The following is a 16,165-nucleotide window of genomic DNA, read 5'->3' as shown; positions in this document are numbered from 1 at the left end:
TTCAGCTCCCACGTGTCGTCAGCCAGCCTGCCTGTATGGCCTGAAACACCGCTTCCGAGCGCGAGTTGACCGCAAGTTTGGAGTAGATCTGCTTGATGTGCTGACCCACGGTGTTGCGGGCTATGCCCAGAAGCTGACCGGTTTCCTCATAGCTGTATCCGCGGGTCAGGGCGCGCAACACATCGGTCTCCCTGGGAGTCAGCTGTTCCAGGCCGGATTCGCCGCTCGCGCGCTGAGCCAGGGCCTGTCCACGCATCCGCCGCAGCAGATATCCAGCCACCCCAGGGGAGATCGGCGCCCCGCCGTCGAGCACGGCACGGATGGCTTCGATCAGGTCCCTGGGGTGTGCATCCTTCAGCAGGTAGCCGGCAGCACCACACTCGATCGCATGCACCACCGTCGCCTCGTCGCCGATGGCAGAAATCACCAGCACTGGCACGCCGGGCGCCACCAGATTCAGCAGGTCGAGACCGCTGCCATCGGGCAGACCGATGTCCAGCAGCAGCACATCGATCTGGCGCAAGGGCGCTGCGCGTGCCTGCTCCAGAGAGTCACAGGCAAAGCGTACGCTCCAACCGGGTTCGCCACCAATGACTCGACAGACGCCCGCGCGAATATTGTCATCGTCTTCGACGATACCTATCGCCAGTGGCGTTGTCGGTTCGGGCTCTCTCATGGGTCTGGAGTATTGGCTGATTGCCGATGTGGTGTCCCGTCTATTCGAAGCCGTTTCGAAAGACGCCCAGCGCGCCGTTGTAGACGAACACGCGGCCCTCGTCGAGGCTCGCCCCGTTGTCGATGCCACTGGCGCCGATCAGGAGTTGGTCTCCGACCGCCAGTAGGCTGGCCCCCATGAAGTCGCCCGCGGCGCCGCTGCCCCGCTGCCACGATGCACTGCGATTCCAGGTGTTGCCGGTGACTTGCCGATACAGATGCGCCGCACCGAGTGCCTGCGCGGAGCCTTCGCGGACGTCACCGATGACCGCGCTGGTTTCGTCGGCGAAGGCGATGCTGGTGCCGAAGTTCTCGGCGACGCCGACGACCGCTGGATCGATACGCGCGCTCTGCTCCCACTGGCCTGTGAGGTTGCGCGTGAACGCGAACACGGCACCGGTCTGCGCGCTGGAATTGGCGGCCAACTCATAAGGGGCACCGATCAGCAGCGTGGTACCGGCAGGCGACAGCGCAAAGGCCGATCCAAACACCGAAACGGTGCCGGCGGTCTGTCGAAAACGCTGAACCTGTGCCCAGCTTGCAGTCGGGCCGGTGCCGGTGCGCTGGTACTCGTAGGCCCATCCACGGGTGCTTGCGGTGGCCTGTTCTTCGGTGGCACCCACCAGCAGTCGATCCCCTCGCATGAGCACGCGGATGCCGTGGCGGCCACCCGCTTGTGCGCCGTTGACGGCGGAGTGATAGACCCAGCGTTCCAGATCGCCATCGTAGCGGAACAGCTGCACCTGCCCGGCATTGTTGGGTGACCCAAAGGGAATGCCGATGGCCAACCAACCGCTATCGGCGGACAGATGGAATCCGTACCAGTCGGCGGAAGACGGGGCAATGCCTGGATTGACGGTCTCGGTGTACGCGTACAGGCCTGCGACGATGTTGTAGGTGTAAACCGCGCCACGCTGGGAGACGCTGTTGACCGTGCTGTACGGTGCACCGACCAGCAGCTGGGCGCCGCTGAAAATCACGTTGGCGCCAAATCCGTCACCATTCGCCGGCGTCGGTGCCTGCACGGCATTCAGGAAATTCCAGGTATTGCCGCTGCGCTGAAAGATCAGCACCACGCCGGGACTGGTGCCACCCGAAGCGCCCGAGTAGAACGGCGCGCCGATGGCCAGATACTGGCCGTTGCTGGCCATCGATTGGCCAAACAAGCGGGCTGCGGCTACGCCGGGCTGGGCTGCGGACAGTGTCTGATTCGGCAGGGGCACCTGCGCATGCGCCAGTGAAGAGTGCGCCATCAGGAGGAACATCAGGAGCCGCAATACAGATTGCATGTACATGCTTTGGCATCACCTTGGAGGGATGAGCCAAGCTAGCCTTGGCCGCGCACGGATGCCTGCCATGAACACGGCAGGTGACAGACACTGCAGGGAACGCAGAATCGGCCCTTGTTCGGCAGATCAAGCGGTCGGCGCGCGGCAGGCCGTGGCTTGTTCTGAAACCAGAGATACGTTCGCGGGAATGGTCAGTCGAAAAGAAAAAGGCGGCCAATGGCCGCCTTTTCAGTTCATCTCAGACTTGTTCGGTGGAATTCCGGCTGGCGCCGGAATTCCACCCTACCTGATGGCTCAGCTGTTACGGCGGACCGCGACGAAGCCGAGCAGACCCAGCATCAGGCCGAGCAGGATCAGGCCGTACTGGTTCACGGTCGGGATTTCCTCGATCGGGAAACCGACCTGCACGCTGACATTGCCCACATTGTTGGCGGTCACCGGATCGGAGGTATCCGACACCGTGCTGGCGTTCACCGCCGTGGCGCCCTGGTTGTTGCTGAAGGCCACCACGCTCAAGGTGCGCGAGGCATTCACCGCCGTGGCGCCGGCCCAGGTGCAGGTGACCACGCCACTGTTACCCACCTGCGGTGTGGTGCAGGTGGCGCCGGTGGCCGTGTGCGCGGTGTAGCGGAAGTCCGGCGTCAGCGTCATCGTGATTGACAGATTCTGCGCATCCGACGGACCCTGGTTCAGGCTGACCGCCGTGAAGGTCACCGGCTCATTGGTCAGCACCGCCAGCGAGGAAGCACTCAGCGTCAGCTGCAGATTGGCGTCGGCGCCGACCAGAGTGGTCGCCGTGGCGCTGTTGTTGGCGCCATTCGGATCGGTCGAAGCCGAACCCACGCTGGCCGTCGCACTGATGCTGCTGCCGTCCGGTGCCGAAGCCGACACCGCGACCGTGATGGTGGCCGTTTGCGAAGTCGTTGGCGCGAAGCTGGTCGGGAAGGTGCAGACGATCGGCGCACCCGAGCAGGTACCGCCGCCGGTGGTCGAGCCCGACACAAAGGTCGTGTTGGCCGGCACCGGCAGAATGACGGTCACACCGCTCGCATCGGACGGGCCGGCATTGGTCACGGTTGCGGTGTAGACCAGATTGGTGCCAGCAGTCACCGGATCCGGGGCGTCGGCCAGGGTGATGGACAAATCGGCCGTGGCCACGATTGCGGTGTCGGCTGTCGCGGTGTTGTCGGCCAGATTCGGATCGAACGTGATCGAAGAGGCCGTCACCGTCGCGCTGAGCGAACCGGTGGCCGAGGGCGGCACCGACGCGACGATCGTGGCGAAAACCACGCCGGCATTGGCGGTGCTGCCAGCCCAGGTACAAACCACCGGCGATGCGGCATTGCAGACGCCGCCAGCACTGGGGGTGGCCGAGACAAAGGCGGTACCTGCGGGCAGCGGCAGGTTGATGCCGATGTCATCGGCGGCCGTGGGGCCATTGTTGGTGACCGTGGCCGTGTAGGTCAGGTTGGTACCGGCACTGACCGGATCGGGTGCATCGGTCAGAGTGACTGCCAGATCGGCCTGCGCGCAGTTGCACGTCACGATGTCGAGAGCCCAGTCATTCAGATCACCGCCGTCACCAGCCAGATCGTCACTGATCGTGATCGTCCAGTCGCCATTGCCGTCCTCACCCATGAAAGCCCCAAGGACTCTTCGGCCACCAGCGGCGAAGCGAGGGTCAGGTTGACATAGGCGTGGTCCGTCGCCATTCCGTTGTTGGTCGTGTAAGGCACTTGTCCGAGGGGATTGGCTTCGTCATCCCATACCGTACCGGCAAAGACGTTGTCGTTGCCTGCACCGTTGTCGGTGGTCAAGGTGACCACGGTGCCATTGGGCGACGTCAGGGTGATGTCGAGATCCGCTGCAAAAGTGTGCGTCACGTTGGTGCGCACCATGACCTTGCACATCGGCGCCGTCAGGCCAGACACCGCCAGCGTCGAAGACACGACCGCCGGGCCGGTGGGAACATTCACCGGGGTGGCCTGCGTAAAGGTCTGCACGGGCGACTGGATCGGGGCAGCCGCGAAGGTTGTGAGGTCGAGCGACCAGGAATCCAGCGAGCCGCCGTCACCCGCCAGATCATCGCTGATGGTGATGGTCCAGTCGCCGTTCGGGTCTTCGCCCACGAAGGCCGCCAGCGCCTCTTCCGGCACCAGCGGCGAGGCGGGTGTCAGGTTCACGTAGGCGTGATCGGTCACCATTCCGTTGTTGGAGGTGTAAGGCACCTGGCCCAACGGGTTGGCGCTGTCGTCCCAGACGGTGCCATTGAACACATTGTCGTTGCCCGCACCGTTATCGGTGGTGAGTGTGACGACGGTGCCGGCCGGAGACTGGATGGTGATGTCGAGATCAGCGGCGAAGGTATGGGTGATGAACGTGGTGACGTCGACATCCCAGAGGTAGGTCTGGGCACCGCTGACGCTGATCGTCGAGGTGACGACGGCGGGACCCGTCGGGATCGCCACCGGGGTGGCGTTGGTGAAATTGGCGAGTGTGGGCGCGCATCCCGTCGGAGACGGTGGCGCGGTGCGACTGACGGAACCCTCTGCGGGTTGATCGCCCGCGGCACAGGGACGATCACCGCCCATGCTGGCACTGATCTGGTTGAACTCAGTCTGCGCCTCGACCAGCGCCTGCTGCGACTCTGGCGTGGACTGGCCCTTCAAGGACTCAACCTGCGCCTGCAAGGCCACCAGGCGTGCGTATTGGTCTTCCTTGGCATTCTGAGCGGCAAGGCTGCCGCATCCGAGTGCCGCGATCAGCGCAACAGCCAATACCAAGGGCTGCTGCAGGCGGGACGTCTTGCTCATGGGAAAATTCCTTCACATCAGAGGTGCGGCTCGACTTGTGCGCGCGCAACCGAAATCCGGCGCACGCGCTTCGGCACGCATTCTAACTTCGTTAACAACTTGGTCACAAGTCGCGCGAGACTGCCGGAGTCAGAACGGGGCGAACCACGGCCGCCCCACTTCAATTCATCCGAGACTGTTTTGTGTAATCCCGACTGGCGCCGGGCTTTCACCCTGCCCCAGGCAGACCCAGGCGTGGCGGGGACCGCGACGAAGCCGAGCAGACCCAGCATCGGCGCCACACCCTCAACGCGGCTGGCGTGCTCACATGAACTCCACAACTGCTTGCAGTCCCTACACCTAAACTGTTCGGCCTTGCCGATCCCCGAAATCTGAAGCTGCAGCAATGACGTCCGCCACGCCCACCCTGCTCGGCCGCATCCAGGCCGTCGAATCCAGCAAACTGTTCCAGACCGCGGTGATCAGCATCATCGTGCTGTCGGCGCTGACCATAGGCGCGCGCACCTATGAATTGCCGGCTGGCATCGACCAGTCGCTGGGGTATCTGGATGCCGCCGTCACGCTGTTCTTTCTGGTTGAGATCCTGCTGCGCTTTGCCGCGCATCCCGACAAGAAGCGCTTCTTTGCCGACGGTTGGAATGTGTTCGACACGCTGGTGGTGGTCGGCAGCCTGATTCCGCTGGATCAGGCCGAAAGCGTGTTGCTGGGCCGGCTGCTGCGGGTGTTCCGGATGCTGCGTCTGGTCTCCGTGGTGCCGGAGCTGCGCTTTCTGATCGACTCGCTGCTGATCGCCATTCCGCGCATGGGCTACATTGCCCTGCTGATGTTCATCATCTTCTACATCTACGGCACCATCGGCTCGCTGTTCTTTCAGGACATCAACCCGGTGCTGTGGGGCGATGTGGCCATCGCCATGCTGACGCTGTTCCGGGTGGCCACCTTCGAAGACTGGACCGATGTGATGTACGAGACCATGAGCGTGCATCCGCTGTCGTGGATCTACTATCTCAGCTTCATCTTTCTCACCGCCTTTGTGTTTCTGAACATGATGGTCGGCGCCATCCTCGAAGTGATGGGCAGCGAGCGCCAACGGCGGGATGCAGAGAAGAACCAGGCGGCGGTGGATCAGGCCCATCACGAGCGCGAACAGATGGCAGCGCAGATCACAGCCATGCAGATACAGATGAGTGAGATGCACGAGTTGCTGAAGTCACGCTCACCAGGTGCCGCGGTGAGCTCACCTTGAACAGTAGGAGTCCGTCATGAGATTGAGGCTGATGTGGTCCCTGACCTTGCTGCTGGCCTTGGCCAGCCCGCTGCAGGCAGCGGAACAGCTCACGGTGCTGGTCACCGGCGCCAACCGCGGCCTGGGCCTCGAATACGCCCGCCAGTTCGCCGCCAAGGGTTACCGGGTGATCGGTACCGCCCGCGATCCGCAAGGCGCCACCGCGTTGGCCGACATTGCCGATCGCGTGGAGGCGCTGGATGTGGCCGACGCCGCCAGCGTGAGCGCGCTGGCAGAACGGCTCAAGGAGGTTCCGATCGACATTCTGGTCAACAACGCCGGCATGTTCGATCGCGGCGATGTGAGTATCGACAAGGTCGATTTCGGCGTGATGGAGCAGACCTTCCAGGTCAATGCCTTCGGGCCGCTGCGGGTGACGCAGGCCCTGCTGCCGAATCTGCGTCTTGGCCAGCGCAAGCAAATCGTCAACATGTCCTCGCAGCTTGGCAGCGTGCAGAACTCCGATGGCCGATGGTATGCCTACCGCGCCAGCAAGTCGGCGCTGAACCAGATCAACAAGATCCTCAGTGTCGAACTCGGCCCCGAGGGCTTTGTCTGCGTGGTGCTGCATCCGGGCTGGGTGCGCACCGACATGGGTGGCGCCGCCGCCACCTACTCGCCCGAGGAAAGTGTTGCCGGCTTGATCGGGGTGATCGAGCAGCTGGATTCAGGCAAGAATGGCGGCTACTTCGATCTCAAGGGCCAAGTCATTCCCTGGTGATCATGAACGAACCCGTGCATATCCGGCGATTGGATGCCGTGCAGGCCAGCGCTGCGGTCCCGGCACTGGCGGAGCTGCTGATCGACTGCGTGGAAGGTGGCGCCTCGGTGGGCTTCATGCTGCCCATCGACCAGCAACGTGCTTGCCACTTCTGGCAAACAGTGGCTGATGGAGTGTCCCGTGGCGAGCGCGCCCTGCTGGTGGCGGAATCATCGCCGGGCGTGGTGATCGGCACGGCCCAGCTCGTGCTGGCCATGCCCGAGAACCAGCCGCACCGGGCTGACGTGGCCAAGATGCTGGTCCACCGCCGCGCACGGCGACGCGGCGTGGCGCAGGCACTGCTGGAAGGACTGGAACACGCCGCGCGCGGAGAAAACCGCTCCCTGCTGGTGCTGGACACGGTCAGCGACAGTGCCGCCGCACGGCTGTATGTCCGCTGCGGCTGGCAGCGCAGTGGCGAGATTCCGGGCTACGCGCTGATGCCCGCCGGCGGCCTGTGCCCGACCACGGTGTACTGGAAAATGCTGTCGTAGCCCGGGCAAGCCGCAGGCGCGCCCGGGAAGACCCGCTCGGTGTCCCGGGTGCGCTGCGCTTACCCGGGCTACGGCGGACCTGTTTGCATTGCTACAACAACGGCCCCAGCAAGCGAAACGCCGACTCGGCAAACTGCCGGGATCGAGGGCGCTGGCGCCAGATGGCGAGATCGACTCGATCGCTGTCGAGTAGATAGCCCTGCTGCAGATGGCGCAGTTGTGCTGCAAAGTCTGCATCGTAGACCAGCAGGGAAATCTCGAAGTTCAGCCAGAAGCTGCGCATATCCAGATTGACCGAGCCAAACACACTGATGCTGCGGTCGATGACCAGGCTCTTGGTGTGCAGCAAGCCGCCCCGAAACAGGGCGATGCTCACCCCAGCGGCCAGCAGCGGCTCGAAGCAGGAGGCGCTGGCGAGTCGCACCATCCGGGAATCATTGCGGGCGGGCACGATCAGGCAAACCTCGACCCCACGGCGCGCCGCCGTCAGCAGCGCCGTGAGCAGCGCATCGTCAGGCACAAAATACGGCGTGGTCATGGCGATGCTTTGGCGCGCGCCGTAGATGGCGGCGAGCAGCAGGTCATGAATCACCTCCGGCTGCAGGTCAGGTCCAGACGGCGCCAGCTGCAGCACGGTGCCGTCGCTGCCGGCTGCGCCCTGGATGTCGGCGACAGGCCCACGAAAAGCCGCCCCGGTTTCAGCGCTCCAGTCGAACTCGAAGACTGCGTCGAGTGCCTGCGCGGCAGGACCCGTGATGCGAAGCATGGCATCCACCCACTCTCCGACCCCGGCGCTCTGCCGGAAGTGGGCCGGGTCAACCAGATTCTGGCTGCCGGCGTAGGCGACTCGGCCGTCGATCACCGCGATCTTGCGGTGGTTGCGCAGATCAATCCTGGACCACAGCGCACCCAACAGTCCCCCGGGCAAGGTGGCACGCAAATCCACGCCGGCCTGTCGCAACGCCTGCGCGGCGGGACTGGCCAGAAACTCTCGACTTCCCAGCGCATCGGCCAGCGCCCGGCAGTCAAGGCCGCGCTCGGCGGCGCGACGGAGGGCGCCAAGCACATCGGCCATGCGGCCCTCGGCATGCCAGATGTAGAAAGACAGATGGCAGCACTGCCGAGCGCTGTCGATATCGGCAATCAATACATCAAAGATGGCGCTGCAGTGATCCAGCAGCCTCACCTGGTGCCCCGATTGCGGGGGAAATCCCGAGATGGTTCGGGCCAGACGCTGTAGTTCCGATGCCTGATCCACTCCGGCGGGCCGGTTGCCGGGCGCTGGCAACGTCTGTTGCCAGACCCGCAATGCTGCCTGGGCCGCGGCGGCGCGGCGCCGATGCCGACGCCCCAGCCGCTTTTCGCCCAACAGCAGATAGGCAACGGCGCCCACCAGCGGCAGGCTGAACATGATCGCCAGCCAGGCCACTGCCACGCCGACCGGAAAGCGCCGCGTGATCACACGCACCGACAGCCCGATCACCAGCAGCCAGTGACCGATCAAGATGACCGTGGAGATCAGGTGCGGATTCAAGCGATGTCCGTGCAGCCGGGCCGGGACTGCCAGTCTATGCGCCCATGCAGCGGCAGTCCCCATCCTTCGGCCGTTGCTTGTGCACGCCGCGAAGACGAGACTGCAGGCCCCAACTGCAGAGCCAGCCCCATGCCCACCCAGGCCTTCGAGCTGGAAGGCGACCATGTCGAGCTCAATCAGCTCTTGAAGCTCTGCGGCTTGTGCCACAGCGGTGGCGCCGGCAAGACCCTGGTCGCCGCGGGTGAAGTGAGCGTGGATGGCCGCATCGAGACCCGCAAGACCGCCAAGATGCGCGCCGGGCAGGTGGTCACCCTGGGAGATGAGCGCATCGAGGTGCAAGCGGCCGCCGATCATCCGGCGGCGAAGTAGCAGCGGCTTCTTGTGGGTCCGGACTTGCCTGGACGCTTTCCATGGATGCAGAAGCGTCCAGACAAGTCTGGACCTACAGGAGCGCTATTCCATCCCACCCTGCCAGGCACCGCCGAAAATGCCGTCACCGACGTACTCGATGCGGTAGACGTCGCGCACGGCTCCGTTCTGATCGGCAGCATCCAGCACCTGTCCAGACTCGAGGTTCATCGCCGTTCCGCTGTATTCCAGCACTCCGTTGAAGAAATCGCTGGGGGCCGAGGCGGGCGCGCTCAGCCAGCTGGAGAGAATCAGGTCGAAGACATCGGTCTGTACACCAGTGGGCGAAAACCGGGTGGCCGCAACATAACGACCGTTGCCGCTGATCACGAAGTTGGAGAGTTCCGTCACCTGAGTCGCTCCCAGATCAACCACCTGGACCTGGCCGCTTTGTCGATCCTGCAGCAGCAGATTGGGTGTGGTCTCGTAGATGTCGCTGTACAACAGGAAACGACCGTCGGCCGAGATGCTTGCCGTACCGGGGTTGTAGATGGGTGTACCCACTTCATCGTTGATCGGACAGTCCAGCGCACGGGTCAACAAGTCCACACCAGCCACGTAGCAGGAGACTGCGCCGTTGCTGGAATCATTTGAAAACAGGGCATAGTGGCCATTGTTGGCGAAATCCATCAGGTAGGCACCACCATCCAGATCCGGACCCGTGCCTTGCATGGCACGCCAGGTCACGTGGGCACTGCGGTCGCGCACATAAACCTGCGGCCCGGCATCGTCACCTGGCGTCAGATTGGGTGCGTAGCTGACGAAGACCACGAAACGACCATCATCACTGATCTGGGCCGGCAGCGGGAAATCGAACTCCAGCACAATCTGCTCGTCGTTGCTGTTGACCGTCACCAACTCGATGCTCATGGCCACGCGATCAACCAGAAACACGTCACGCAATCCATTGGCGTCGTTGCTGACCAGATTGTCCGCGTTCGATTGCAGCAACACGTAGCGGCCATCGCGCGAGACATCCAGCAGATAGACATCTCGGCTGGGCTCGATGCCGAAGCCGGCCAGCAAGCGGGTGGTCTGTCCACTAGTCCGATCATGCAGGTAGACGTCCCGGCGGGTGTCGGTTTCCGGAACCCCGGCCACCAGATTGGTCGCCAGCGAATCGAACACGACCCAACGACCGTCGGCGCCAGCCGCGCGCGCTACGATCTGATTGATGGCAGAACTGCCGTCTGTCACCGGGCGTGGGGTTTGATCGAAAGCGGGCAGCAACAGTTGCGCTGGCGAGTGCGGGCCAGTCGAGACATGCACGTCGGAGAAGCTGTTCAAATCGCCCGCGACAGCGGCATCGCTGCTGGTCAGAACAACGCCATCGTTGCCGACAAAATCCGGCGTGCCATCCAGCCAAACCGCCTCTTCGGCGGGACCGGCCAGCAGGTCGCGATACTCGAGCCAGCGAGCCAGCGGAAAGCCGTTCTCGTCTTCATTGAAACGACCGTAAACAAATCGAAGGCCGTCGGCAGACATCTCCAGCTCGAAGCTTCGGGTGAATGCCGGAGCACCGACTCGATTGGATACCTTGGCCAGACTGCCTGTCTGCAGGTCACGGCGATAGATTTCGAAGGGCAGTTCCACTGCCGGGGCCATCAGGTCAGTCGCGTATGAGATGAAGCCGACGGCGCTGCAATCGGCAGCGATCCTGTAGCCATCGGTCGCTCCGTTGGCGGCATTGCCGGAGGGCGTTGAATCCACCCAAAGCTCCCTGGAATTCAGGAAGTCGAGCACACGGATACGCGTGTAGTTTCCGGACAAGGCACCATAGGCCACGCAATGACCGTCGCTCGACATCTGCACCGAACCCCACTGCACGGGGAAAGCGGCGGGAAGCACTTCAGCCGACATGGTCGTCCAGTCAAGACGAATCACCGCCATGGCGTTGGCGCCGCCGCTGATCCAGTTCGACGCGTAGTCGGCAAACACCAGGTAATTGCCATCGCCGCTCAGGCTCGCGTTCCCAGGGCCTGAGGCTTGAGGATCCATCCAGGGCATCCTGCGGATTTCGCCAGTCTGCATGTCCTTGCGAAACAGATCCGTCCGCCCGTTGTTGTCGCCAGCGACCAGATTGGTGGCGGCGGAATCGAAGGTCACATAGCGGCCATCATTGCTGATATCCAGATTGGCCGAGCCAGCATGGCCATCCGCGGGCGTCACACCATTCTGAGAGACGATCTCGCGAGCACCGGTTTGCCGATCCAGGCGAATCACGTCCAGGAATCCGTTGACGTCCCCGGCAACCAGATTGCTGGCCTGGGAAATGAAGACTACCCAGCGTCCGTCGTCGGAGGCGTGGGCATAGCCGCTATCGCCATCCGGCGGCGCGATACCTGGCGACGCTGGCCGCGAGATCAGCTCGGCCGCAAACGCGGCCTGAGCCACCTGCAAGCTCAGAGCGGCTGTCAGGGCCAGGTGCATGGCACCCATGAATTTGGTGTTTGCGCGGGTATTGGACATCACATGATCTCTCTGGCGAGTGCGAACCCGCGTTGCGTTGAGCCGGATGGGCCCGGATTGGTGGTCGCGCACGCTAGCGCAAACCGCTTGAGTTTACGATCCATTTCAAAGTGCGCCGCCATGCCGCGCTTGCGGGGGTGGTCATCCCCAAGGGCAAGAAGCGCGACTGCCCAACCCGTGGGTTGAAGCCGCAGTTTCGCCCTCAGCCCTCAAAGCCGTCCTGAAACAAGGGCAACTGCACACAACTCACTGCACCAGAAACAGCGTGCACTGTCGTTGGTGAGGTACTCGGCTGCCAGGTGACGACGCCATCGGTTCCGCCCACATAGGTCGCTACGAGTTCGCGTGCGCATGCCGTGTTCCACTGGATGGAGCACTGGGCAAGCGAAGTGGTGGCATTGATCGGAGACAGCGTCAGGTCGGTACAGGAGCCGCCAGGTGATCCGTTGACGGTGACGTGACCCTCGGTCGGTGCCACATCAGCGCTGACTTCCACCGAGATCTGCACCGATTCACCGGTCACTGATGGTGCCGGCAGGGTTCCGACCACGGTCGACTGGGTGCTGTGCGTGGGTCCATGAGCAGCGATGTTGGGGCTGGCGATGCCGCCGGCCACACTGAATGCGCCGACTGCGATCAGGTCGCCGTTGTAGTTCTCGAAACTGGAGACGTTGATGCTTGAGAAGGGCATCCCAAGGCTGGTCCAGGAGTTGCCGTCCCAGCTCGCCACGCGCGCCACGACCGGTACCGGCGAGGCCCCGCCAGCCACCAGAGCGCCGTTGTATTCCTTCAGGCCGAATACGTTGAAGTCCACACCGGAACCAACCGCGGACCAGTCGCTGCCGTTCCAGCGGGCAATGTGGGCAGCCGCGATCCCGCCCGCGTTGGCGAAGTTGCCACCCGCGATCAGCTCGTTGTTGAAGACCGCGAGTGTCTGCACCCAGTCGTCGGTGCCGCTGCCGAGCTCGGCCCAGATGGCGCCATTCCAGCGGGCGATGTTGACGGCAGACTGTCCCCCGGCACTCTGGAACAATCCGCCCACGACCAGCTCTCCCTGGAAAACGGCCATCCCGCGAATGTCGCCGTCTACTCCTGTACCCAGCGCAGACCACTGGATGCCGTTCCAGCGAGCAATGCGATTGAATGGGCTGCCGTTGACACTGCTGAAGCCACCGGCCGCGACCAGTTCGCCGTTGTAGTTGGCCAGAGCGCCCACGGATGCCGTCAGGCCGCTACCCAGGGGGGCCCAGGAGCTCCCGTTCCAGCGGGCGATGTAGTTGGCCGCCACACCGCCGGCCTGCGTGAAGTTGCCGCCGGCCACCAGATCGCCGTTGTAGATGGCCAGCGCAAAGACCGTGCCGTTCATGCCGCTGCCCAGCGGTGACCACCCGGTTCCATTCCAGCGGGCGATGAAGAAGCTCACCTGGCCGCCAGCGGCGATCAAGGAACCACCCACGACCAACTCACCGTTGTGGACCACCACCGAGGATATGCCCCTGTCGATGCCAGCGCTGGGCCCTGACCAGTGGCTGCCGTTCCAGCGCGCGACACGGCTCGCAGCCACCTGACCGCTTCGCGTGAACTCGCCCCCGGCGACTAATTCGCCGCCGAAAACCGTCAAGGTGCGCACGATCGCATTGGTCCCATCGCCCAAGGGTGTCCAGCTGGCGCCGTTCCAGCGGGCCAGAAAAGACGCCGGGACACCACCACCCGCAGAGGTGAACCTGCCAGCTGCGACCAATTCGCCCTGAAAAGCAGTGAGCGCATGGACTGCGCCGCCCATGTTGCCGCCAAGCTGCGACCAGGTATTGCCATTCCAGAGACTGACGCGACTGGTCGATGACAGGCCGCTGGCGGCAACGAGATCTCCGTTCCAGATGGCAAAGGCGCTCGTCGGAACCCCGGCTCCGCTGCCCATCGGCGACCACAACGTTCCATTCCACGAGGCGACGCCGGCAATGGACAAGCCGTCCATGGAGGTGAAGTTGCCACCCGCCACAAGGGTACCGTTGAACTCGATCAGGCAATCGATGGCCTGATTCGCCCCGCTGCCCACGCTGGACCACGCAATGCCATTCCATCGCGCGATATTCCCCACAGGCATCCCCGAGATCGTGAGGAAGGATCCTGCTGCGATCAACTCGCCCTGGAAGGGTGTCAGGCTGTACACCGTCCCGCTGATGCCAGGGCCCACGGCAGACCATTCACTGCCATCCCAGCGAGCGATTCCGGGCATCGGCATTCCGTCTACCAGGGTAAAGCTGCCTCCGGCATAGAGCATGCCTTGATAGACGGCCAGCGCATGCACTCGCCCGTTCATGCCGCCACCGAGTGCCGACCAAGAAACCCCGTTCCAACGGGCGATACCATTGACCTGGACACCACCGGCGGTGACGAACTCGCCGCCGAAATACAGCGCTTCGCCGCTACCGTCATCCCAGGCCTGAACCGCCAGCACGGTGCCATCCGGACCATTGTTGCTGACGAAGGTCGGCTTCCAGTCACTGATGACACCCTGAGAGGTCCTCGGCGCCGCGACCGCACGCGGCATTGTCTGATCGATGAACCTTGCGAACGGCAGTTCGGAGCGAGCGGCATGCTCGGAGCGGGCAAGAAGCTGTCCGCGCGCATCTCTCAGTTCCGAACGCAGCAAGACGTCCGTGTCGGCGATGGCAAGCGCATGAATCTGCATTCCCGGTTGAATGGCCAGACCGTCAACCAGCAGACGCTCAGCGCCATCTTCCGCCAAAGCCAGCACGCGCAGGCGGCCGCCGACATTGCCGGACCAATGAATGGCCAATTGCGGCTCGGCTGATCCTGCTACCGATGGGATCAGTTCGATGGCGAGCCGATCGGTGGAGGCGGCGCTGGCAGCAAGGATCGGCACCAATAGCAAAATGGCAGCCACAAGCTGTCGCCACAGGCGAGGAACCGTGCTACGAGCCCATCGAACAGCAGTCAGGTCCGGCAGTGACGTGTAGCCACTCGACGGCGGAAAGATGCGAGTCACGCTTATGTTCATTGCAAGTCTCAGTTCGAAGGGATAGCACTTTGGAGTAGCTGTCTGCCGCCCGTGGCGCACACTGCCAACCGGGAATTTCGGCCTTCAATTCATCCCATCGGCAAAAGGAAGGAGTTTCGATCAAGAATGATTCTGGACAATGCACCGAAGAATCACTCAGACGGCCTCGACAGGCATGGCGCCTGGGGGGGCTGCAGATGGTCTTGCGCTCATCTTGCACCTCCGCCGAAGTAGCTGGCCCCGGTCAGCTCCTCCGACACCTCCCACAGTTTCATCGCAGCGCCCTCGTCACGGGCGCAGCGCGATACGTAGGCCTTGCCGGGTGCGCCTTTCATCTCGCGCCAGCCTTGCGGGCCAAAGTAGTCGCCGCCTTCAACCTCGGGCTGGAGCGCGGCCATCACGGTTGGCAGCGCCGCCAGCCGCGGCGGATGGAACAGCAGCGGGCCGATGCTGTAACGCATCAGCAGCACCTGCCAGGGTTTGAGGGTGCGCACCAGTTCGGTTTGCGACACGCCTGGATGCGCCGCCAGTGACAGCACGCGGCTGCCGGAATCCTGCAATCGCCGCTGAAGCTCGAGGGCAAACATCAGACAGGCCAGCTTGGTCTGGGCATAGGCCTGGTACTTGTTGTAGCCCTGCTCCCAGTGCAGATCCTCGAAGCGGATGCGCCGCAGCGGCTGCTTGTGGGCGATGCTGCTCAGGGTGACCACCCGTGACTCGGGTCGATCGGGCATCAGATCGAGCAGCAGCGAGGTCAGCAGGAAATGGCCGAAATAGTTGGCCGCCATCTGACCCTCGAAGCCGTCGACCGAACGCGCATAGGGCGTCCACATGATGCCGGCGTTGTTGATCAGCAGGTCCAGCGATTGGTGCTGCTGGCGAAAGCGGGTCGCAAATGCCCGCACCGAGGCCAGATCGCTCAGGTCCAGCGGCAGAATGCTGAGCCGGGCGCTTGGAATTTCGGCCTTGATCTCGGCCATGGCCGCGCGGGCGCGCTCCTCGCTGCGACAGGCCATGACCACCTGCATGCCTTTGAGGGCAAAATAGCGGGTGGTTTCGAAGCCGAGCCCGGTGTTGGCGCCGGTGACGATGGCCAGTCGGCCGGTCTGGTCGGAAACAGCGCTGAAATCGAAACTCATGTGGTCTCCGATGGGTGATGGGGAAGAGTGCTCGCGCAATGTGCCGTATCAATCCTGTTGATCGCTTGAGTCATGATGAACCAGAGCGAGCCATCGGTGTCTGCCCGAAACTGCCAACGGGCCATGAACCCGCCGTCGTAGGTCATGTTGTCCGCGTCAGCGGACTACGTGACATCCATTTGCGTCACGTAGCTCGCTACGCGAGCAACGTGACCTACAACAGCAAATCAACAACTTA

General features: G+C 63.4%; 12 protein-coding genes. 4 read left to right on the top strand and 8 right to left on the bottom strand.

The genetic code is table 11. The features are described 5' to 3' along the window. Position 1: 1 nt before the first annotated feature. The 4 genes from H7A19_01020 to H7A19_01005 form a co-directional block, all read right to left on the bottom strand. Positions 2-676 carry a response regulator transcription factor gene (locus H7A19_01020; protein ID MCP5473411.1) on the bottom strand — a complete coding sequence of 225 codons (675 nt, stop codon included), beginning with the start codon at positions 674-676 and terminating at the stop codon, positions 2-4. A gap of 40 nt (positions 677-716) precedes the next feature. Continuing rightward, complete coding sequence (locus H7A19_01015) at positions 717-1,967, bottom strand: hypothetical protein (protein MCP5473410.1); 1,251 nt, start codon at positions 1,965-1,967, stop codon at positions 717-719. A 330-nt stretch (positions 1,968-2,297) separates the two neighbouring features. Continuing rightward, the gene (locus tag H7A19_01010) at positions 2,298-3,641 is read right to left on the bottom strand and encodes an IPTL-CTERM sorting domain-containing protein (GenBank protein MCP5473409.1); all 1,344 of its coding nucleotides are present in this window, start codon (positions 3,639-3,641) and stop codon (positions 2,298-2,300) included. Further along, positions 3,569-4,816 (bottom strand): proprotein convertase P-domain-containing protein, encoded by a 1,248-nt coding sequence (locus H7A19_01005; GenBank protein ID MCP5473408.1) that lies wholly within the window; start codon positions 4,814-4,816, stop codon positions 3,569-3,571. The genes H7A19_01010 and H7A19_01005 overlap by 73 nt, the downstream gene beginning before the upstream one ends. Before the next feature lie 385 nt (positions 4,817-5,201). Between H7A19_01005 and H7A19_01000 the strand changes: the two genes are divergently transcribed. The 3 genes from H7A19_01000 to H7A19_00990 are packed head-to-tail and all read left to right on the top strand — an operon-like array spanning position 5,202 to position 7,355. After that, entirely contained in the window at positions 5,202-6,062 is an 861-nt protein-coding gene (locus H7A19_01000) for an ion transporter (protein ID MCP5473407.1), read from the top strand. A gap of 31 nt (positions 6,063-6,093) precedes the next feature. Beyond that, positions 6,094-6,822 (top strand): SDR family oxidoreductase, encoded by a 729-nt coding sequence (locus tag H7A19_00995; GenBank protein MCP5473406.1) that lies wholly within the window; start codon positions 6,094-6,096, stop codon positions 6,820-6,822. Positions 6,823-6,824: 2 nt separating this feature from the next. Beyond that, the gene (locus H7A19_00990; protein MCP5473405.1) at positions 6,825-7,355 is read left to right on the top strand and encodes a GNAT family N-acetyltransferase; all 531 of its coding nucleotides are present in this window, start codon (positions 6,825-6,827) and stop codon (positions 7,353-7,355) included. A 91-nt stretch (positions 7,356-7,446) separates the two neighbouring features. On the opposite strand, the gene cls is transcribed toward H7A19_00990, so the two are convergent. Next, entirely contained in the window at positions 7,447-8,952 is a 1,506-nt protein-coding gene (gene cls / locus H7A19_00985) for a cardiolipin synthase (protein MCP5473404.1), read from the bottom strand. Positions 8,953-9,018: 66 nt separating this feature from the next. Here cls and H7A19_00980 point away from each other — a divergent pair, with 66 nt between their 5' ends. After that, positions 9,019-9,258, top strand: coding sequence for an RNA-binding S4 domain-containing protein (locus H7A19_00980; protein ID MCP5473403.1), 240 nt, complete (start codon positions 9,019-9,021; stop codon positions 9,256-9,258). An 84-nt stretch (positions 9,259-9,342) separates the two neighbouring features. Here H7A19_00980 and H7A19_00975 read toward each other — a convergent pair whose 3' ends face one another. From H7A19_00975 to H7A19_00965, 3 genes are all read right to left on the bottom strand, one after another. Beyond that, entirely contained in the window at positions 9,343-11,766 is a 2,424-nt protein-coding gene (locus H7A19_00975; protein MCP5473402.1) for a hypothetical protein, read from the bottom strand. A gap of 202 nt (positions 11,767-11,968) precedes the next feature. Then, a complete protein-coding gene (locus H7A19_00970) occupies positions 11,969-14,674 on the bottom strand; it encodes a hypothetical protein (GenBank protein MCP5473401.1) in 2,706 nt (901 codons plus the stop codon). A gap of 323 nt (positions 14,675-14,997) precedes the next feature. After that, a complete protein-coding gene (locus H7A19_00965; GenBank protein MCP5473400.1) occupies positions 14,998-15,927 on the bottom strand; it encodes an SDR family NAD(P)-dependent oxidoreductase in 930 nt (309 codons plus the stop codon). Positions 15,928-16,165: the final 238 nt, after the last annotated feature.

This window comes from Rhodanobacteraceae bacterium (assembly GCA_024234055.1).
Classification (GTDB): Bacteria; Pseudomonadota; Gammaproteobacteria; order Xanthomonadales; family SZUA-5; genus JADKFD01.
Note: the sequence above shows the minus strand (reverse complement) of the source record. Positions and strands in the feature narration are given on the sequence as shown.